The sequence below is a fragment of the Corynebacterium mendelii genome, assembly GCF_017307055.1.
GTDB lineage: Bacteria > Actinomycetota > Actinomycetes > Mycobacteriales > Mycobacteriaceae > Corynebacterium > Corynebacterium mendelii.
The window spans coordinates 190,910-210,461 of the sequence record NZ_JAFLEQ010000016.1 but is presented as its reverse complement, the minus strand read 5'-3'; the positions used below and the strand labels follow the sequence as shown (position 1 = coordinate 210,461).

The 19,552-nt window shown below is 63.7% G+C and carries 17 protein-coding genes; 12 read left to right on the top strand and 5 right to left on the bottom strand.

All coding sequences use genetic code 11. The features are described 5' to 3' along the window. Nucleotides 1-987 precede the first annotated feature (987 nt). Nucleotides 988-1,263 carry a metal-sensitive transcriptional regulator gene (locus JZY06_RS09375; RefSeq protein ID WP_207279283.1) on the top strand — a complete coding sequence of 92 codons (276 nt, stop codon included), beginning with the start codon at nucleotides 988-990 and terminating at the stop codon, nucleotides 1,261-1,263. A gap of 982 nt (nucleotides 1,264-2,245) precedes the next feature. On the opposite strand, the gene ychF is transcribed toward JZY06_RS09375, so the two are convergent. Then, on the bottom strand, nucleotides 2,246-3,325 hold the full coding sequence (gene ychF / locus JZY06_RS09370; RefSeq protein ID WP_207279282.1) for a redox-regulated ATPase YchF: 1,080 nt from the start codon (nucleotides 3,323-3,325) through the stop codon (nucleotides 2,246-2,248). Between the two features lie 537 nt (nucleotides 3,326-3,862). Here ychF and JZY06_RS09365 point away from each other — a divergent pair. The 4 genes from JZY06_RS09365 to JZY06_RS09350 all read left to right on the top strand — a co-directional run bounded on the left by JZY06_RS09365 (nucleotide 3,863) and on the right by JZY06_RS09350 (nucleotide 8,596). Further along, nucleotides 3,863-5,473 (top strand): sodium-dependent transporter, encoded by a 1,611-nt coding sequence (locus tag JZY06_RS09365; protein WP_207279281.1) that lies wholly within the window; start codon nucleotides 3,863-3,865, stop codon nucleotides 5,471-5,473. A 21-nt stretch (nucleotides 5,474-5,494) separates the two neighbouring features. Further along, the gene (gene metS, locus JZY06_RS09360; RefSeq protein WP_207279280.1) at nucleotides 5,495-5,659 is read left to right on the top strand and encodes a methionine/alanine import NSS transporter subunit MetS; all 165 of its coding nucleotides are present in this window, start codon (nucleotides 5,495-5,497) and stop codon (nucleotides 5,657-5,659) included. Between the two features lie 279 nt (nucleotides 5,660-5,938). Next, nucleotides 5,939-7,129 carry a DNA recombination protein RmuC gene (locus tag JZY06_RS09355; protein ID WP_207279279.1) on the top strand — a complete coding sequence of 397 codons (1,191 nt, stop codon included), beginning with the start codon at nucleotides 5,939-5,941 and terminating at the stop codon, nucleotides 7,127-7,129. Nucleotides 7,130-7,471: 342 nt separating this feature from the next. Next, the gene (locus tag JZY06_RS09350) at nucleotides 7,472-8,596 is read left to right on the top strand and encodes a DUF6542 domain-containing protein (protein WP_207279278.1); all 1,125 of its coding nucleotides are present in this window, start codon (nucleotides 7,472-7,474) and stop codon (nucleotides 8,594-8,596) included. Nucleotides 8,597-8,881: 285 nt separating this feature from the next. Here the strand turns inward: JZY06_RS09350 and JZY06_RS09345 are convergent, their stop codons facing one another. Next, complete coding sequence (locus JZY06_RS09345; protein ID WP_207279277.1) at nucleotides 8,882-9,859, bottom strand: 4-hydroxy-3-methylbut-2-enyl diphosphate reductase; 978 nt, start codon at nucleotides 9,857-9,859, stop codon at nucleotides 8,882-8,884. Nucleotides 9,860-10,173: 314 nt separating this feature from the next. Here JZY06_RS09345 and xseA point away from each other — a divergent pair, with 314 nt between their 5' ends. Both xseA and JZY06_RS09335 read left to right on the top strand, forming a co-directional pair. Beyond that, complete coding sequence (xseA, locus tag JZY06_RS09340) at nucleotides 10,174-11,418, top strand: exodeoxyribonuclease VII large subunit (protein WP_330617238.1); 1,245 nt, start codon at nucleotides 10,174-10,176, stop codon at nucleotides 11,416-11,418. Nucleotides 11,419-11,518: 100 nt separating this feature from the next. After that, a complete protein-coding gene (locus tag JZY06_RS09335; protein ID WP_207279275.1) occupies nucleotides 11,519-11,794 on the top strand; it encodes an exodeoxyribonuclease VII small subunit in 276 nt (91 codons plus the stop codon). A 41-nt stretch (nucleotides 11,795-11,835) separates the two neighbouring features. Here JZY06_RS09335 and JZY06_RS09330 read toward each other — a convergent pair whose 3' ends face one another. Together JZY06_RS09330 and JZY06_RS09325 are read right to left on the bottom strand one after the other, a co-directional pair. After that, nucleotides 11,836-12,165: a hypothetical protein gene (locus JZY06_RS09330; RefSeq protein ID WP_207279274.1), complete on the bottom strand. Its 330-nt coding sequence runs from the start codon at nucleotides 12,163-12,165 to the stop codon at nucleotides 11,836-11,838. Continuing rightward, nucleotides 12,162-12,785: a DUF4245 domain-containing protein gene (locus JZY06_RS09325; protein ID WP_207279273.1), complete on the bottom strand. Its 624-nt coding sequence runs from the start codon at nucleotides 12,783-12,785 to the stop codon at nucleotides 12,162-12,164. Before JZY06_RS09325 ends, JZY06_RS09330 begins: the two co-directional genes overlap by 4 nt. A gap of 615 nt (nucleotides 12,786-13,400) precedes the next feature. On the opposite strand from JZY06_RS09325, the gene glpX reads away from it, so the two are divergent. The 5 genes from glpX to JZY06_RS09300 all read left to right on the top strand — a co-directional run bounded on the left by glpX (nucleotide 13,401) and on the right by JZY06_RS09300 (nucleotide 19,272). After that, entirely contained in the window at nucleotides 13,401-14,414 is a 1,014-nt protein-coding gene (gene glpX / locus JZY06_RS09320; RefSeq protein WP_207279272.1) for a class II fructose-bisphosphatase, read from the top strand. A 224-nt stretch (nucleotides 14,415-14,638) separates the two neighbouring features. Next, nucleotides 14,639-16,039 (top strand): class II fumarate hydratase, encoded by a 1,401-nt coding sequence (locus JZY06_RS09315; RefSeq protein ID WP_207279271.1) that lies wholly within the window; start codon nucleotides 14,639-14,641, stop codon nucleotides 16,037-16,039. A gap of 327 nt (nucleotides 16,040-16,366) precedes the next feature. After that, entirely contained in the window at nucleotides 16,367-16,807 is a 441-nt protein-coding gene (locus JZY06_RS09310; protein WP_207279270.1) for a hypothetical protein, read from the top strand. A 231-nt stretch (nucleotides 16,808-17,038) separates the two neighbouring features. Further along, a complete protein-coding gene (locus JZY06_RS09305; RefSeq protein WP_207279269.1) occupies nucleotides 17,039-17,710 on the top strand; it encodes a TetR/AcrR family transcriptional regulator in 672 nt (223 codons plus the stop codon). Beyond that, on the top strand, nucleotides 17,707-19,272 hold the full coding sequence (locus JZY06_RS09300; RefSeq protein ID WP_207279268.1) for an MDR family MFS transporter: 1,566 nt from the start codon (nucleotides 17,707-17,709) through the stop codon (nucleotides 19,270-19,272). Before JZY06_RS09305 ends, JZY06_RS09300 begins: the two co-directional genes overlap by 4 nt. A gap of 144 nt (nucleotides 19,273-19,416) precedes the next feature. Here JZY06_RS09300 and JZY06_RS12635 read toward each other — a convergent pair. Next, nucleotides 19,417-19,552, bottom strand: a 136-nt coding sequence (locus JZY06_RS12635; protein ID WP_207279468.1) for a DM13 domain-containing protein, incomplete at its 5' end; no start/stop codon positions are given.

The following is a 19,552-nucleotide window of genomic DNA, read 5'->3' as shown; positions in this document are numbered from 1 at the left end:
GCAAAAGCCCTTTTTACCGACGCCACACCACACGGGCAGCCCGCAGTTGCCGGTACCCCCTCCGGCAAACACCCACCTATAGAAGGGTGCACACCCGCCGAAAGTTTACACCCTTATGGAGGCATTAATTAATAAAGCAAGCGCTGCATACACCGGAAAACTGAACCGTTGTTCATTCCACCCCTCCGCGACCGCCCGTCATCACCCCTGCAAAAGGGGTATGCACCATGGCCGCGCAGCGCCCGGATATGACCAGTTCGATACCCCACGGGGGTGTCGCCCAGGCACCTCACACCCCTTCATTGCTGTGTTCAGTATCACACCTTTACCCATGCCCGCCCCCCATCACCATCACTGAAGCCAGGGGGAGACACCACTCCCCCGTATCCCACATTTGAACCACTTTTGACGCCTGCCACCACACCCCGCCCCCTTTTCCCCGCCGTGGTGACCCCACATCGGAAGCCACGAGCTGGCATTATGCGAAACCCCGGCGCCGCAGGAATCACCCCACCCCACCCGGACGGACCCCGCACCGCCGACACCGCTCCCCCAGGAGTCAACCCCGAACAGCTACGGTATTGAAGAATCCGTTACGCACACCGCCCATACCAGTCACGGTATACGGATTCGCTGTTGTCCCGGTTTCATTTCATCTTCCCGGCTTCGCCTGCGCCCCAGAGTTGCCCGCACCCCCTGCCGCGGCCGGACCGGACCGGAAACGACCCACCCCGTATGTTTTTAGACACGTATTAACGTGGGGAAATAGCAGGCTCCGCCGCCGCCACCGGTTAACGGGGTGCGATCTGCCACCATAAATTCCGCCACCCTATAGCAATCAATGTCTGTTGCACCATCACCCCGGCGGCAGCCGGTGCCCGGGATCACGGTCCCCGTGGCACCTTTCCCGCATGACCCGAGTTTCCAGCCATTCCCGGAATGAACCGGGTTTGGTGCTGGGCAACGTGTTGAGGGAGTCTTGTACGTATGAGTGACTACACGCTGTTTCTCGATGACGAGAGCAAGAGAGCCGTTCGGAACCGGCTGTCGCGTGCCCGCGGCCAACTGGAGGCCGTTATCCGACAGATCGATGAAGGTGACGCTTGTCTGGACATTCTCCCGCAGATGGTTGCCGCTGATAAAGCCGTCAACCGCGCAACTTTCGCGATGCTGCTCGCGGCCATGCGCAACTGCGCAAAAGACCCGGAAAACCATCCCGAGGAGTCGGAGCAGCTGCAGAAGATTTTCCTGTCCCTCGCGTAAGTGACTCCCTTGCCGACACCCGGCCGATCGACCGGGTTTTTCATCGCCGACAACCCGGTCCTGTTGTTGGGCCGGGTTGTCATCTGACTGTGAGCCGCGTGATGGCTTGCAGATCCCGTCGGCACCCCGTGTCGATCCGTCACATATGACTTCCCCGCCCCGCCTCACTTACCGGGGATAACCAGACGAGGGGAAGCAACAACAAAAGCGAATACATCCATCTCCGCCAGCAACGCCACCAGAATGCATGTGTTGCAGGAGATCGGCGTCCGGCACATCACCGCCCGACTTCAAAATTCCCAGACCCACACCACCGGAACCCGCACCAGACCGACGGTGACACCCGTGCCAGCGGCTGGTTGAGGGGGACACCATCGGCCACCGGCCGGTGTGCCGGTGTGGTGTCCGGCTGGGTGATCACATAAGTCGCGGCTGACGTACCCACACACAACGGCAACGCAATCGTCTACGGTCGACTTGTCCCGCACGCGCCCAATCCGGCCCGGGCGCTCCAGTGCCCCAACCATCCGAGAAAACCAATCCCCCACAACAGCACAGACCCCATCAGGGGTTGGCTGTCGACAAAAACATGCCACCGGGCGGTGGTCGGCAATTCTCCCGTGTAACAGCCCGCGGCAGTGTGAACGGGAAGCCTTTTCAGCTGATCGGTCGTTATCCCGCCGAGATTGAACGGAGGGGTACTGATCACCGCCATAGCCGTGGGCCACCGAGGCCGCCAGAAACTTCCGTGGAAGGCACGGCTGTTCCCGCCACGTCGAACGCAGACCCTTCGAGACTGGTAAGCAACGCGCAGCGACAAGCCTCAGCGAATTAATGAGGCTCGAGCGCTGCGCGCTTCGCCGACCGTGCGGCAATATCTCGTGGCCGGCATTGGCGGACAACTGACCGGAGGCAGCCCACAACGGGGCGTACCCCGGGAAAGATCAGCTGTCTTCAATTCTCCCCCTAAGGGGTCATTCCACTAGACGTTGAACTTGAATTCGACGACATCGCCGTCGACCATGACATAGTCCTTGCCTTCCTGGCGGACTTTGCCGTGGGCGCGGGCTTCGGCCATCGACCCCAGTTCATCAAGGTCGTCGAAAGCGACGACTTCGGCTTTGATGAAGCCGCGTTCAAAGTCGGTGTGGATCACACCGGCGGCTTTCGGGGCGGTATCGCCCTTGTGGATGGTCCAGGCGCGGGCTTCTTTCGGACCGGCGGTCAGATAGGTCTGCAGTCCGAGAGTATCGAAGCCGGCTTTGGCCAGCGAATGCAGGCCCGGCTCGTGCTGGCCGACCGATTCAAGAAGCTCGGCTGCTTCGTCTTCGTCCAGGTCAAGAAGCTCGGTTTCTGTTTTCGCATCCAGGAACACAGCTTCGGCCGGAGCCACCATCTCACGGAGCTTCTGCTTTTTGTCCTCGTCGGTGAGCACCCCTTCATCGGAGTTGAACACATAAAGGAACGGCTTGGCCGTCATCAGGTGCAGTTCCTTCAGCGCATCCAGATCTATTTCATCCTGGGCTTTGAACAGGGTGCGGGAGTCTTCCAGAATTTCCTGCGCCTTCTTGGCGGCTTCCAGCTCGACCTTTTTGTCTTTGTCCTTGCGGGATTCTTTTTCCAGGCGCGGAATCGCTTTTTCCAGGGTCTGCAGATCAGCGAAGATCAGTTCGGATTCAATGACCCCCATATCCGATTCCGGATCGACTTTGCCGGCCACGTGGATGACATCGTCATCGTCGAAGGCCCGGACCACCTGGCAGATGGCATCCGAGTCGCGGATATTGGCGAGGAATTTATTGCCCATCCCCTCACCTTCGGAAGCACCCTTGACAATGCCCGCGATGTCGACGAACGACACGGTCGCGGGAAGGATCCTTTCCGACTTGAAGATTTCCGCCAGGCGTTTCAACCGTGCATCGGGCAGCTCGACCATTCCGATATTGGGTTCGATGGTGGCAAACGGATAGTTCGCCGCCAGAACGTCATTGCGGGTCAGTGCATTGAACAGGGTTGACTTGCCGACGTTGGGCAGTCCGACGATTCCAAGAGTAAGGCTCACAAGGGTTGATCCTAGCAACCGGTGTCCACCCGGCGGCTGACCCGGATCCCCTACCCCGACGGGGAAGGCTGTCCCCTGCGGCGAACCGGCACCGGGGAAGGCGCACGCGTATCCGCCCGAACAACAGCCTGCCGGATCAGGCCGTTACCTATATAAATAATGTCCGCTTGCTGCACGGCCCGGCAGACGGGCCACCCGGACGGCGTGCAGCCGGGTGGCGGGCGGTGCACCGGGAGGGGCTAAACCTGTCCACTGATAGAAACGGGGGTATGGCACCCACCCCCGGATGCCACAGCATCACCTCACCGCAAACCCCCAGCACAGAGACACAAAGAGATGATCATGATTTCCCAGACAGTGGATTGCGTGTTCCATTGTGTGAAACTTATTTGCTAGCCTTTAGCTGTCTTTAAGTGAGATCCGTGTCATACGGCTCCAATGACGCTGTGTACAACACTCCCCGGCCCACCCTGGTGCCGTCGGCTTCGTGCACACGATCAACTTCCCACCTACCGATGGAAAGGTCTAGTAAAGCCCATGGCAACTGAGACTCCCGTACGTCGCGAGGTATTCTCCACCCGTATCGCGTTCCTTTTGGCCGCGATCGGCTCCGCCGTGGGCCTGGGCAATATCTGGCGTTTCCCTTATGTCGCCTACGACAACGGCGGCGGCGCATTCCTCCTCCCCTACATGGTGGCACTGTTGACCGCCGGTATTCCGCTGCTGTTTCTCGACTACGCGCTGGGACACCGTTTCAACGGCTCCGCGCCACTGGCCATGCGCCGGTTCAAACAGTGGGCCGAACCGATCGGCTGGATCCAGCTCGGCATCTGTTTTTTCATCACCATCTACTACGCGGTGATCATCGGCTGGGCGGGTCTGTACACCGTCAAGTCTTTCAACCAGGCGTGGGGCGATGACCCCAACGCCTACTTCTTCGAGGACTTCCTGAAGTTCGATTCGGCCCAGGTGTTCTCCTTCGACTTTGTCCCGGCGATTGCCGTGGCCACCGCCCTGGTGTGGATTGTCTGCATCGTGGTGCTGTCGATGGGTGTCGATGAGGGTATCGGCAAAATGTCGAAAATCTTCATGCCGATCCTGACGGTCCTGTTCATCATTGTGGTGATCCAGGCTGTCATGCTTCCCGGTGCCGCCCAGGGCCTGGATGCCTTCTTCACCCCGAAGTGGGGCGCCCTGAAGGATCCGGGCGTGTGGATCGCGGCCTACGGCCAGATCTTCTTCTCCCTGTCGATCTGCTTCGGCATCATGCTGACCTACTCGTCCTACCTCAAGCCGCGCACCAACCTCACCGGCACCGGTCTGGTCACCGGTTTCGCCAACTCCTCCTTCGAGGTCCTGGCCGGTATCGGTGTGTTCTCCGCCCTGGGCTTTATGTCCATGCAGCAGAATGTCCCGGTCGACGAGGTTGTCTCTTCCGGTATCGGACTGGCGTTCATCGCCTTCCCGACGATCATCTCCCAGATGCCCCTGGGCGCGGTATTCGGTGTGCTGTTCTTCGGCTCGTTGACAGTGGCCGGTTTCACCTCGCTGTTTTCCCTGCTGGAGGTTGTTGTCTCCGGTGTGAAGGACAAGTTCGACCTCCAGCGCAAGCCCGCCGCCATCGGTGTTGGCGTGGTCATGGCGATCATCTCGATTTTCTGCTTCACCACCACCTCGGGTCTTGCCACCCTCGACATCATGGACAAGTTCACCAACAACATCGGTATTGTCGCCATTGCGTTGATCTCGATCATCTGCATCGACTGGATTTGCCGCCGCATCAATGAACTGGCCCTGCATCTCAATGCCGTGTCCAGCTTCCGGGTGGGCACCATCTGGCGCATCTGTGTCGTCAACGTCACCACCATCGTGTTGGGCTACACCCTGCTGCAGGAATTGATCTCGCTGATCTCCGAACCCTACGGCGGCTACACCCAGACGCAGCTGGCCCTGTTCGGCTGGGGTGTGCTGGCGGTCATCGTCGGTGTCGCTTTCGCCATGACGGTCGTCCCCTGGCGCGGCAGCATCTCCCTGGACGGTCCTCCCGGCTCCGACTTCGGTGTCGACCCGGATGTGCGCCGCACCATTGAGACCCCGCAGAAATACGAACCCGCCCGCCACGCCGGCTTTGCCGCCGAGCAGAAATAAAGTAAAGGAGGCACCGATCCTATGAGCGGAATCGCAATCATGATGATGGTGCTGTTCATCGTCATCATCTGGGGCGGGCTGCTGGTCAGCATTCTGGCGCTGCGCCGCCACCCCGACGAGATCTCCGGTGTGCTCGGCCAATCCGAGGATGCCACCGATGATGTGCTGATCAGCCACCAGGACTGATTAGGCCATCACGCCCCGGCCTTGCCACAAGGCCGGCCCCGGATGATCCAGACCCCGCCTGCCCCGTCTTTTGGTGTCGGCGGCCGGTCCGGACCACCACCAGACAGCTGTCGCTTTCGGCTGTGTTTTCCCCGAAAATCCGTCCCTTTTGTTTTCCGACGGTCCCGGGGAAAAGACCCCGGGCGGCAGCTTCTTTTTTATGTGTTGTCCTTGCTGTGTCCCGCCCGTCGGGTCCGCGGGGCGACAGTGATCTGGCGCCTGTGTGGCAGTGTGGGCGGCATGACTACTCTTTCCCCGATCGCGGTCATCATGCTGGTGATTGTTTCCGCCCTGCTGGGGGTGGCCTGCGGCTGGTTTGCCCGGGCGGCCACCCACCCGGCGGCCGATGACCGCGATGTTGACCGCACCGCTGATCTTTTGGCCCAGACAGTGAGAGCCGACCGGGCGGAACTGGCGGCGCAATCAGAGCGCAGTGTCACCGGCGCGGTGGACCGGTCGCTGAAACCGCTGAGCACCACCGTGGCGCAGTTGACCCAGAAAATCGCCGACCTTGAGCTGGAAGGGGCACGTTCCCACGCCCGGCTGGCCCAGCAGGTCGACCACATGGGCCGAGTGTCGTTGCATCTGGGCGATACCACCCAGAAATTGGCGCAGGCGCTGTCTGCCCCGACAGTCCGGGGACGGTGGGGAGAAATGCAGCTTGCCCGTGTCGTCGAATTGGCGGGCATGGTCGAACACTGTGATTTCGACCAGCAGGCAACCACCACCCGGCAGGGGCACACCCAACGCCCAGATATGGTCATCCGCCTGGCGGGCGGGCGTTCGATTGTGGTGGACGCGAAAGTCCCGCTGGTTGCCTATCTCGATGCCCTGGACACCACCGACCCGGAAGAGCACCGGGCGTATCTGACCCGGCACGCCAACCATCTGCGCGGCCACATCAACACCCTGGCCGCCCGCGACTACCCGGAGCTTGTCAGCCCCAGCCCGGAATTCACGGTGCTGTTCATCCCCGCCGATCCCTTCCTTGACGCGGCGCTGTCGGTGGATCCGGAGCTTCTCGACGATGCGTTTTCGAAAAACATTGTGCTGGCCACCCCCACCACGTTGATGGCGCTGCTGAAAACAGTGGCACTGTCCTGGCGGCAGGAAGCGGTGACCGAACAGGCCAAACAGATCGCTGCCCTGGGAACCACGCTGTACAAGCGGCTGGCCACCGTCACCGGGCATCTCAACCGGCTGGGGGGACAAATCAACAAAACCGTCGACACCTTCAACAAAACCGCGGCCTCCATCGACAGCCGGTTGACCGTCACAGCCCGGCAGCTGGCGGACATGGGTGCCGTCACCGCGCAGGGCGCGCTGGACATCGACCCGGTGTGCCGGACCACCGTCCCGGTGACAGGCCCCGGTGCTGACACCGCCCCCGGCACCACGGACCGCCCCACCGGCGGGGAGGGTGACATCTAGCGGGGGTTGTCTTCTGATACCCGCCGGCACTTCTCCCGCCCCCATTTATTTGTCCCCCGTGGGGACAACAGGCCGCTGCCATCCCCGCCTGCCACCGGTGAACGAGACACCCACCCGCTTCTGTCCGGCCGCAGGCTGCACCGGTGGGATACCCGCCGGGCTGAATCTTTCCGGCGGCAACCGGTGTTCAGCCGGGGTGATCATGACAGACAACAGGCAGGTGATCACCGTTTTTCGCGGTGTCTGCCGGGCCTGGACCAGAGGGTGGGGTGTGATCCGTTTTCCATGGGGTGTGAATGTCGGTTCGTGGTCACAGGCCACAGTTCGGTAAAATAACCGCCCGTGACGCACTCCGATCCCCAGCGCCCCCCTCAGGCACGGCCGTCCGCGGCCGTCGCCGATGTCGGGGTGTCCCCGTGGATCGCGGGTGTGATTCTTGTTCTGGGCACCATCGCCGCCGCCGGGATGGCCGTTTCTGCCGGACAGATCACCACCACCTACCCGATCGTGTTCGGCTGTGTGGCCGTCGGCTGCGTGCTGATCACCAAAACCCGGGCAGTGACCCTGCTGACCGCCCTGGTGCCGATCCTGTTCGGTATCGCCACCCCGTGGGCCGCCGGGATCATCGGCCGGGCCTACGAGATCGGCGATACCACCGGGGTGTCGAAAACACAGGTGCTCACCGCCTTGTACCCGCTGGCCCAGTTCTTCCCCGCCCTGTGCATCATCACCTTGTCCGCGGTGCTGGTGGCGGTGGCGAAATACGTCTGGGTCACCAGCCGCTGGCAGTCCACCGTCGCCAGGCTCAACAGGGCCCGGGCCGGCAGAGCCAGCAGTGACCGCGCCACCGTTGACACCGCCCGCCGGGCGCGGCGCACCGCCCCCGTGCGCGCGGCCGCCGGCACCCCGCCGCAACCGGTGCAGCCTTCGGCGGCAGCCGATGCGCGCCGTGCCCGCGACCGCCGTTTCCAGACCATGGAGCAGCTGGCCCGGGAACGCGCCGCCCGCCAGGAACGGGCGGCCCGCCGCCCGGCCGCCCCGGGCGGTTCGGTGCCGCGCACCGCGCCCCGCCCGGCAGGCCCGCCGCTGCCCGGTGACGGCAGCATTCCGCAGGCCCGGTTCACCCAGCCCGGTCCACGGCACCAGAAGCTGGATCCGCGCGATAAGCGGCGGATCGACCACGACGCCCGGCAGCGCCGCTACCCGGTGCGCCCGGTGGTGCGCGGTGAAACCGACTATCCGGCGCGCAACGTGAGGACGGGGGTCGGCCGCCCCGACCCTGACACGCATGCCCGCCGCCCCGGCAGCCACCGCCGCCCGGAACCGCCGCAGGCATCCCCCCGCGTGGGCGACCGGCCCGCTGATCCCGCCGACAACACCCCGCGCCACCGGGCTTCCGCGCCCCAGCCCCGCCCGGCCCGCAAACATTCCTGGCTGGATGAGGATCTCTACGGCGACGGGCAGTAAACCGCCCGGACAGTCGGCCCTGCCGGATACCGGTGTTGCGCCACCCCCCGTGCCCGCCGCGGGGATAACCGGGACACCGGCTGGTTGCGTGCCGGCCGGATGTGACGGTCGATGGTGCCGCAGCTTCGACGGATGTGCCCCTGCCTCGGCGCCGCAGCTGTTGTTGCGGCCCGCACAGCCACCCCGCGTCCGGGACTGCCTGACAGTCCCGGGTGCGGGGTGGTTTTTCTTTGTGCCGGGCAGTGGTGTTTTGCCCGTATTTTCTGCCGTGGGCTGGTGTGCGGGTCAGCGGCGGGCGCGGTCGGCGGGGCGGACTGCCCGCGGCAGCGCGAAGACGAGTTTCTCGTCGGCGGTGGTGACTTCCTCGGTGCGGCTGTAGCCGTGCCGGTCAAGGTAGTCCAGAACTTCCCTGACCAGGATTTCGGGCACCGATGCCCCGGAGGTCACACCCACCACAGTGACCCCGTCAAGCCAGGCGTCATCGATCTGGTTGGCGTAGTCGATCAAATGGGCGGCGTCTGCGCCGTGCTGCAGGGCCACTTCCACCAGGCGTTTGGAGTTCGAGGAGTTCTGGGAGCCGACCACAATCATCAGCTGGCAGCGTTGCGCAATCGCTTTGACGGCCACCTGCCGGTTCTGGGTGGCGTAACAGATGTCGTCGCTGGGCGGGTTTTCCAGCTGCGGGAATTTTTCGTGCAGGAGCTTGACCATGGTCATGGTCTCATCGACTGACAGGGTGGTCTGGGACAGCCAGATCAGTTTTTCCCCGTCATCGAAGGTGAGGTTGTCGATGTCTTCTTTTTTGTCGATCAGGTGCACCACATCCGGGGCCTCGCCCATGGTGCCTTCCACCTCTTCATGCCCGGTGTGTCCGATCAGCAGAATCTGGTAGCCCTGTTTGGCGAAACGTTTGACCTCGTTGTGGACTTTGGTCACCAGCGGGCAGGTGGCATCGAGGGTGTTCAGGCTGAGCTGTCTGGCTTCCCGGTGCACTTCCGGGGAGACACCGTGGGCGGAAAACACGCAGTGCGCGCCTTCCGGGACCTCGAAAGTCTGGTCGACGAAGATGGCCCCCCGGGCGGCGAGAGTATCGACCACATAGCGGTTGTGGACGATTTCTTTGCGCACATACACAGGTGCGCCGTACTGCTTGAGGGCACGTTCGACTGTCTCGACGGCACGGTCCACACCGGCGCAGTAGCCGCGGGGGGCGGCCAGCAGCACCAGTTTGTCATCGGGGCGGGCAGTTTCGGGGCTGGTCATGGCACACACATTAACCGACCGCGCCCGGTTTGCCCCCATCCCCGTCCCGATTGTGGTCCGCCGGGGGCCTGAAAAACCTCCGGTGCGCTGCGGTTATGGCACGTGCCTGTGGACAACCTGTTGCAAGTGGCCGTGGTCGTGGTGACAGCGGTACCGCCGCCGGGGCGGGGGCGGTTACAGTGGTGGGAAGATGCCATCCCACCGGCCGGGGCGGCGGGGAGGAACCGACTGCGGTTTCCTGTTGTTTTTTTTCGTGGCGCTGTTGTTCCCGGCCCCCGCACCGTGATGTGCGGCAACCATCGCAAGGAGCCGTCGTGACTGTATCCGCCGCCCCCACCGTCGAATCCCCGTGGTCTGTCGGATATTTGAACAACCAGATCAAAGGCTGGATTGACCGGTTGGGGTCGGTGTGGGTGGAAGGAGAGATCACCCAGGCCAAATCGCAGGCCGGGTGGAAGTGGGCGTATGCCACGCTGCGCGATACCGGCCAGACGGCGTCGATCAGGATGATGGTGCCGAAAAATCTCATGGCCGCCGATCCGTCGCTTCTGGCCGGCGGGCAGCGGGTGATCGTCAACGGCAAGCCGTCGTTTTATGTCGGCCGTGGTGAATTGTCGCTGTGGGTCAGTGATATCCGCCCGGTCGGTATCGGGGCGCTGCAGGCGAAAATCGACCGGCTGCGCGGCGAGCTGTCCCGGCAGGGTCTGTTTGATCCGCGGCGCAAAAAGCACGCCCCGTATCTTCCGGGGGTGATCGGTTTGATCACCGGTCGCGGCTCCCACGCTGAACGCGATGTCATGCAGATCGCCACCGACCGCTGGCCCGAGGTGTGTTTCCGGGTGATCAACACCCCGGTGCAGGGTGCCGACGCGGCCCCGGCGATCGTCGATGCGCTGCGGGTCCTTGACGCCGACGAGGAAGTGGAGGTGATCATCATTGCCCGCGGCGGCGGCTCAGTCGAGGATCTGCTCCCTTTCTCCGAGGAACCCCTGGTGCGTGCCGTCGCCGCGGCCGTCACCCCCGTGGTCTCGGCGATCGGCCACGAACCCGACCGGCCGATTCTCGACGATGTGGCCGATATCCGGGCCGCCACCCCCACCGATGCGGCCAAACAGATTGTTCCCGACGCCGCCGAGGAACACCGCCGTATCGCCGAGGCCCGCACCCGCAGCGCCGCGGCGCTGCGGGGCTGGGTGACAACCCAGCAGGATGTCATCACCGCCCTGCGCCAGCGGCCGGTGCTGGCTGATCCGCTCTCCCTGATTGACACCCAACAGGAGGTCATCGACCGCAACCGCACCGCCGCCCGGCGCTGCCTGCACACGGTGATCGGGCAGGCGGTGGAGGAAACCTCTTCCCTGCGGGCCAGGGTCGCCGCCCTGGGTCCTGCAGCCACCCTGGCCCGCGGCTATTCGGTGGTGCAGGTTCTCCCCCGCGACCATGGTGCACCGCAGGTGGTCACCACCATCGGTGAGGCACCGCCCGGAAGCCAGCTGCGCATCCGGGTCACCGATGGCTCGATCCAGGCGGCCTCCATTGCGGTCCATCCGGCCGATTGAGCAGACACGCCGGATCTTTTCCCCTCGTTTCTCTTTCCCCTGATTTTCCCGCCGGTGTGTTGACTGCACACCATGACAACCATCAAAGGACACCCCACCCATGAATCCCGATGTGATCGGCTCCGGTGAGCCCAAAGACAACGCCTTCACCCCCACCGAGAAGCTCAGCTACGAGCAGGCCCGCGACGAACTGGTGGAAACCGTCGGCATTCTGGAACGCGGCTCCATGGGGCTTGATGAGGCCCTGAAATACTGGGAGCGCGGCGAAGCACTGGCGGCCCGCTGCGAGCAGCACCTGGCCAATGCCCGCCATAAAGTCGAACAGGTCCTCGGTAACGGCGACAACGACCCTGCCACCGGCGACCACCGACAGTAGATCAAGCAGATGTTTTAGGAAAAAATGCCCCGCCCGCCGGTTCAGGTTGCGCTGCGGCCGGGTTCCCCGTCGTCGCCCGCGTCGCTTGTCCGCCGGATTTCTTCCAGCCGGGCCTGGCGCTGCCTGTCCAGCACCACATGCGGATCATCCTCACCGGTGGGCACATACAGCCCGGGGATACCACCGGATCTGCCGAGCATGCTGCGGGCAATGGCGGGTCCTTTTGTCTCGGCGGTGCTGTAGCCGAGGGCGAATACACCGGCGGCCGCGACAACCAGAATCCCGGCGGGCCACCACGCCCCGGAAAACACCGACAGCAGCGCGGCGACGGCCAGAAGGATCGCCGCACCAGTCATTTTCCGCCGTCTCATGGTGCCGGTGCCGGGGTGGTGACGGCCGGGGTGTCGGCTGCGGGGTGCGCCACCTCAATCGGGGTGGCGGCGGCAATGTTTTGCGCCAGCAGGCTAAATTCCTCCCGGCCGGCGGTGCCGGTGACAATCCAGGTCACTTCATCACTGCTGTACCCGTAGATGGTGTCTTTGACCGGCTGATCGACCGGGACGAAACGGCGCCAGGTGACTTCACCGACAACCACCGGGTCGACTTCCTCGCGCAGAACATCGTCGAAATCGTCAACGACGGCGTCAACTGTGGCGCGGGTCTGCAGAAACTGCAGGTACGCCTTGTTGGCGGTGACCCAGCCGACGATCGGGGCGCTGTCGCCATCAACATTGGTGCGGCGGGCCGCATTGGCCACCCAGCCGTCGGGCGTGTCGGGAAGCCGCACCGGAAACGGCATGGCCTTGGCTTCCATCCCGAGGATGGTCTCCGCGTCAACGGGGCGGACCGGACCGGACTCGATGGTCTGCCGCGGGTTGAAGGAACACAGCCCGGTAAAAGAAACAGCCAGCAAAATGACGGCGAAACACACCACCAGGGAGATGATCATGTCCCTGGAGTCCTGGAAAATTCTGGGTTTTTTCTCGGCCACGGCTCCCAGTATCGCAAAACCGGTCCCCCAACCGACAATCCCGCCCCTGTCACCGCCGCCACGGCCCCCGTCCGGCCGCCGCACCACACCCGGCCACACCCTATCGGGTGTGACACCCGGGGCGGTGACGGCCCGGCCCGGGTGGGCCGTCACCGCCCGGCGGGCACACCGGCGGCCCGGCCGACCCGCCGCGTCTTCAGCGTGTTGGCCCACCAGTGCATTGCCTGGCCGGGGATTTTGGGGCAATCATCATTTCAAAAACCCGCACGGCCGGGGAAGGCAGGTTGCCACCGGCCCCGGTGGCAACCGTTGCGGCCCCGGGTCAGCCCGCGGTGGTGCCGGGCGGGAAAACCCGCCCGAGCCCCGGGGAAAGTGCAACAATGGAACTGCTCCGTCGGCCCGGTCCACAGTCGAGGCCGGCGGGAACCATCCACACACTGTGACACCTTGTTTTTTTGGGTTTCCCGGCCTTCGGGTGCAACCGGTTGGTTGATTTTCCACAGAAAAACACCCGACCGTTGGCACCGGGCAAACACACCCGTTTGTTCCAACACTCAAGGTGAGCACGGTTTAGACGCTGTCACGAAAGGCTGTCCGCTCTTTTTAAGGACCACCATGAACGAATTAAGAACTCTTCAGCTCCCGGACCGTAACCTCGCCCTTGAACTGGTGCGCGTCACCGAAGCCGGTGCACTTGGCGCCGGCCGCTGGGTTGGCCGCGGCAAGAAGAACGAGGGCGACGGTGCCGCCGTCGACGCTATGCGCATGCTGGTCAACTCGGTGAACATGCGCGGTGTCGTGGTCATCGGGGAAGGTGAAAAAGACGAGGCCCCGATGCTGTTCAACGGCGAACGCGTGGGCAACGGCTACGGCAACGAGGTCGATATCGCCGTCGACCCGGTTGACGGCACCACCCTGATGGCTGAAGGCCGCCCGAACGCGATCTCCGTTCTGGCCGCCGCCAGCCGGCACTCGATGTATGACCCGTCGGCGGTGTTCTACATGAAAAAGATCGCCGTCGGCCCGGAAGCCGCCGGGAAAATCGATATCGAGGCCCCGGTCAAGCACAATATTGAGGTTGTGGCCAAGGCCAAGAAGATTCCGGTGCACGATGTGACCGTGGTGGTTCTCGACCGCCCCCGCCACGACCAGCTGCTGCGCGATATCCGGGAAGCCGGGGCGAAAATCCGTCTCATCCGTGACGGTGACGTCGCCGGTGCCGTGGCTGCCGCCCAGGACACCAACTCCGTCGACATCATGATGGGTATCGGCGGAACACCGGAAGGAGTGATCACCGCCTGCGCCATGAAGTGCATGGGCGGTGAAATCCAGGGTATTTTACACCCCACCGACGACAAGGAACGGCAGAAAGCCATCGACGCCGGACTGGATTTGGACACCGTGCTCGGCACCAACGACCTGGTCGACTCCGATGACTGCTACTTCGTGGCCACCGGTGTCACCAACGGCGATATGCTGCGCGGGGTGTCCTACCGTGACACCTCGGCGATCACCCGTTCGCTGGTGATGCGTTCACGCTCGGGCACCGTGCGTTTCATCGAATCAGTCCACCAGCTGGAAAAGCTGCAGAAATACTCCGTCGACGATTTTGAGAAGATGCAGCCCTGAGGCCGCCGATCCCACCCGCCGGACAGCCGCCCGGCGGGCAGCCGACGGTGTGACGTGACTGACACTCCCCCGATTCGGGCCTTCATGGCCCGGCGCGGGGGATTTTTTTGCGCCATACTGGGGCACGAGGTTCGTTGCCGTCACCGTGGTGCCTGCCGCGGTGGCGACCGGCCGACAAAACAACCGTCAGCTATCCGATTGATCCATACGAGGTGGATGAGTACATGAGTGAGCAGGAATACCGCATCGAGCACGACACCATGGGTGAAGTGAAAGTGCCCAAAGACGCCCTGTGGCGCGCCCAGACCCAGCGTGCCGTGGAGAACTTCCCGATCTCCGGCCGGGGGCTGGAATCGGCGCAGATCCGCGCCATGGGCCTGTTGAAGGCGGCCTGCGCGCAGGTCAACAAGGACCGGGGTCTGCTCGATGACACGCAGGCCGACGCGATTATCGCCGCGGCCAAGGAAGTTGCCGACGGCAAGCACGACAAAGAGTTCCCCATCGATGTCTTCCAGACCGGTTCGGGCACCTCGTCGAACATGAACACCAACGAGGTCATTGCCTCGATCGCGAAGAACAATGGTGTTGAGGTCCACCCCAACGACCATGTCAACATGGGCCAGTCCTCCAACGACACTTTCCCCACCGCCACCCATGTCGCCGCCACCGAAGCCGCCGTCAAACAGCTGATCCCGGGGCTGAAGAAGCTGCATGAGTCGCTGAGCAAAAAAGCCGCCGAGTGGGAGGATGTCGTCAAATCGGGCCGCACCCACCTGATGGATGCCGTTCCGGTGACCCTCGGCCAGGAATTTTCCGGCTACGCCCGGCAGATCGAAGCCGGTATCGAGCGGGTTGAGGCCTGCCTGCCGCGCCTGGGTGAACTGCCCATCGGCGGTACGGCTGTGGGCACCGGCCTGAACACCCCGGCCGATTTCGGCGCCAAGGTCACCGAGGAGCTGAAAAAACTCACCGGCCTGGACGAGCTGCGCGAGTGTGTCAACCACTTTGAGGCGCAGGCCAACCGCGACGGCCTGGTGGAATTCTCCGGGGCGATGCGCACCATCGCCGTCAGCTTCACCAAGATCGCCAACGACATCCGCTGGATGGGGTCCGGCCCGCTGACCGGCCTGGGTGAGATTCACCTGCCCGACCTGCAGCCCGGTTCCTCGATCATGCCCGGCAAAGTCAACCCGGTTCTGTGCGAGACCGCCACCCAGGTGGCCTGCCAGGTCATCGGCAATGATGCGGCTGTCGCTTTCGGTGGCGCGCAGGGTGCTTTTGAACTCAACGTGTTCATCCCCATGATGGCCCGCAACGTCCTCGAATCGGCCCGCCTTCTGGGCAACACCGCCGAAGTGTTCGCCGCCCGCCTGGTCGACGGCATCGAACCCAACCGGGAGCGCATGCAGACTCTGGCCGAATCCTCGCCGTCGATTGTCACCCCGCTGAACTCGGCGATCGGCTACGAGGCCGCCGCCAAGGTCGCCAAGACCGCGCTGAAGGAAAAGAAGACCATCCGCCAGACGGTCATCGACCTGGGTTTTGTCGACGGTGAGAAACTCACCGAAGAAGAGCTCGACAAGCGGCTGAATGTGCTGGACATGTGCAACACTGACCGCGACTAACACCAGGCCCGCCGGACCCGGCCGGGGTTTATCCCCGGCGGGCGCACAGTCGGCTGCCTGCTGCCGGCCCCGGCCGTCCCCTGCGGTGACGACAAGCCCGCGTACCCGATCCCCGATCGGGGTGGCACATCGCAGCGGGGACGGCCGGGGCCGGTAGTATTTTTTCCTGATGCATCCGGCCAGTGTCATCCCCCGGATGACGAAACAGCACCGGCCATACCGCCGATAGACAGGATGGAAGGCCGGATGACCGGCCCGTCCGCTGTTTTTTTCGTTTTCCCGCCCGGGCTACCACCGGGTCCCCCACCGTCTAGGAGCTTTTTCGCCGTGGTCCGTCCCCTCTCCCGCACCCGCACAACTGTTGTTGCCGCCACCACGGCCCTGTCCCTGGGGCTTGGCTGCGGTCTCGCCGCCGCCGATGAGCCGGAATTGAAGCCCAATGTGCCGCCGTACGCTTCCCCGGGACTGTCGTCGGCGCCGTCGTCGGGCCAGCCGGGACTGATCTGGAATGCCCGTGGCCTGTCGTCGAAGATGATCGACCCGATCAAAGGCTACAAAGGAGTGCTGATCGGGATTGCGGTCGCATATTTCAGTCTCTCCTACGCCCGCATCATCATCGATGCCACCAACCGGGAGCGTATTGCCCGCGGCGAGCAGCCGTTGCCGGTGCCGACCCTGGACACCGGCAGCGCCCGGGAAGCAGGCCAGGCCCTGTCCTCCCAGCTGACCCTGCCGCCGGTGAACCTTCCCCCGCTGCCCGGCCGCTGACACGCCGCGGGCAGGCGGTGTGCGCATGCCGCAGTCGACCTGTCTTTCATTCCCGCTCCCGCACTATCTGTGCGGTGGGGCGGGAATTATTTTTTTGCCCGCCCCTGCCCCCGATCCCGCAGGTGGTGTCCGTGCCCTGTGGCCCGCGGACCACCGGGGCAACCCATCACCCGTGAAGTAAACACAGTGCATTTTTGCACTGGGTGCATATTGGGGCGTAGCGTGTTGCCCATGTCATCTGCTTCGTTGCGCGAGCACAAACGCCGCGCCACCAAAACCGCCATCCAGGACTGTGCCACAGCCTTGGTGATGGACAAAGGCATCGACGCGGTCACCGTTGACGATATTTGCGCCGCCGCCGGTATTTCCCGCCGCACGTTTTTCAACTACGTCGATTCCAAGGAGTCGGCGATTCTGGGGGATGCGCCCCGGGAATTAACCGATGAGGAAATCGAATCCTTCGCCGGACAGATTCACCCCGATCTTCCCCGCGCCGTGGTGCGGCTGATCGGCATGACCGCCGGTTTCACCAGCGACGGTGCCGGGGACGATTGCCCGGTGGACTGCCCCGCCCAGGTGGCCATCCTGCTGCGCCGGCGCAAAATCATCATGCAATCCTCCCCGGCGATCTTCGCGCAGCGTTTCAGCGCCAAATTCCAGTCCATGACCTCCGTCACGCGGGCTGTCTCGGCATATCTTGGGGCCTGGCCCGACCAGCGCCTGCTGGCGGACACCGTGGAGCAGGAGGCACAGGCGGTGGTGTTTTTGACCGGTTCAGCCATCCAGATGGGTGTGCACGACTGGATGAAAGCCGCCGACTGCTCACCGCAGTCACTGGCTGATTCGATCACCGCCGCCCTGGACCGCCTGCGGACCCTGTCAGAAAGAAGTGCCACAGCATGACCGCCACCCATACCGGCACCGGTAGCCCGGTCGACCACGACAGTTCCAGCGCCCATCTTCCGCTGGTTTTCACCGCCCTGATCCTGTCGATGCTCATGAGTTCGCTGGGGCAGATGATTTTTTCCACCGCACTGCCGACCATCGTGGGGGAACTCCACGGGGTCAACCACATGACGTGGGTGATCACCGCCTATCTTTTGGGCCAAACCATCGCATTGCCGATCTTCGGCAGGATCGGTGACCAGGTCGGCCGGAAAAAACTGTTCCTGGGCGCGGTGGCCACATTCATGGCGGGGGCTGCCATCGGCGGTCTCGCCCAGAGCATGGGGATGCTCATCGTCTCCCGGGCTGTGCAAGGGGTGGCCGCAGGCGGGATGATGGTGCTCTCCCAGGCCATCACCGCCGATGTGGTGCCCGCCCGCCAGCGCGGGAAGTACATGGGCATCATGGGGGCCGCCTTCGCCATGGCGTCGGTGTTGGGGCCGGTGCTCGGCGGCTGGTTCACCGACGGTCCCGGCTGGCGTTGGGGGCTCTGGCTCAATATCCCGCTGGGCGTGATCACCCTGCTCGGCATCATGCTTTTGCTGAAGCTTCCCGACCGTGCCACCGGCGGCACGACAGATGTGCTCGGCATGGTGACCATGGCGATCGCCACCGCCAGCTTGATATTGACCGTCACCTGGGGCGGACACGACTTCGCCTGGAATTCGCCGGTGATCATGGGGCTGATGGGACTGACGGCGGTCGCCGGCGCGGTGTTCATTTTGACTGAAACCCACGCCGACAACCCGGTGATCCCGTTGAGTTTGTTCGCCAACCGCAACTTTGCGTTGACCACGCTCGCCGGGCTGATGATCGGTGTGTTCCTTTTCGGATGCCTGGCCTACATGCCCACATATTTGCAGATGGTGCATTCACTGTCGCCCACCCAGGCCGGCTTCATGCTCATCCCGATGATGCTGACGATGACAGTGGTCTCAATCGGCACCGGCCTGACGGTCACCCGCACCGGCCGTTACCGGTGGTACCCGGTTGCCGGCCTGTTGGTGATCTGCGGCTCGTTGTTTCTCCTGTCGAGGTTGTCGGCCGACACAACACTTGCCAAAGTCGGCGCGGCTCTGGCTGTTCTCGGGGTCGGACTCGGCTTGTCTTTCCAAATCCTGGTCCTGATCGTGCAGAACTCTTTTCCGATCACGATGGTCGGAACAGCCACCGCAGCCAACAATTTCGTGCGGCAAATCGGCGCGTCAATCGGCACAGCCCTGGTTGGTGGACTGTTTGTGGGCAATCTGCACAACAATTTGGCCGACCGTCTTCCCGCAGCCCTGACATCGATGGGCCCGGAAGGGCAGGTATGGGCGGGAAAGCTCACCGGCTCGGCTTCCGGCAGCTTCACCCCGTCGCTGGTCGACAGCCTTCCCGCCGTCCTCAATCATGCGGTTATCGCCAGCTACAACGATGCCCTGGCCCCGATCTTTGCGATCCTATCTCCGGTGGCCCTTGTTACCGCGCTGGTGCTGCTGTTCGTCCGCGAGGAAAAACTGAAAGACACCATCGAGTAAGACCCTCCTGAGATTGTCGATCACCACCGGGTGACGCCGCGTCGCCGGTGGGCTGCCCAGCCATGCCGGGGTGGATGACGCGCGCGGGTGCACCGCCCGGGTCACGGTGCCCCGGCGGCGCGGGGTGGCAACGCGGATACCCCCCTAGGCCAGCCGGGCCGCGCCGAAGGCCGACCGGAAACGTTCGCACCACACCACCACCGTGTAAACCGAGTCGGTGTCGACTTCGGCGGGCAGGTCGTAGTTTTGATTTCCGTGGGTTGCTTTCAGCGCCCCCAGG

Coding starts and splice junctions, on each gene's coding strand:
- JZY06_RS09365 (WP_207279281.1), top strand. CDS start 3,863: ATGGCAACTGAGACTCCCGTACGTCGCGAGGTATTCTCCACCCGTATC.
- JZY06_RS09300 (WP_207279268.1), top strand. CDS start 17,707: ATGACCGCCACCCATACCGGCACCGGTAGCCCGGTCGACCACGACAGT.
- JZY06_RS09375 (WP_207279283.1), top strand. CDS start 988: ATGAGTGACTACACGCTGTTTCTCGATGACGAGAGCAAGAGAGCCGTT.
- JZY06_RS09335 (WP_207279275.1), top strand. CDS start 11,519: ATGAATCCCGATGTGATCGGCTCCGGTGAGCCCAAAGACAACGCCTTC.
- glpX (WP_207279272.1), top strand. CDS start 13,401: ATGAACGAATTAAGAACTCTTCAGCTCCCGGACCGTAACCTCGCCCTT.
- JZY06_RS09305 (WP_207279269.1), top strand. CDS start 17,039: ATGTCATCTGCTTCGTTGCGCGAGCACAAACGCCGCGCCACCAAAACC.
- JZY06_RS09345 (WP_207279277.1), bottom strand. CDS start 9,859: ATGACCAGCCCCGAAACTGCCCGCCCCGATGACAAACTGGTGCTGCTG.
- JZY06_RS09355 (WP_207279279.1), top strand. CDS start 5,939: ATGACTACTCTTTCCCCGATCGCGGTCATCATGCTGGTGATTGTTTCC.
- metS (WP_207279280.1), top strand. CDS start 5,495: ATGAGCGGAATCGCAATCATGATGATGGTGCTGTTCATCGTCATCATC.
- JZY06_RS09330 (WP_207279274.1), bottom strand. CDS start 12,165: ATGAGACGGCGGAAAATGACTGGTGCGGCGATCCTTCTGGCCGTCGCC.
- JZY06_RS09315 (WP_207279271.1), top strand. CDS start 14,639: ATGAGTGAGCAGGAATACCGCATCGAGCACGACACCATGGGTGAAGTG.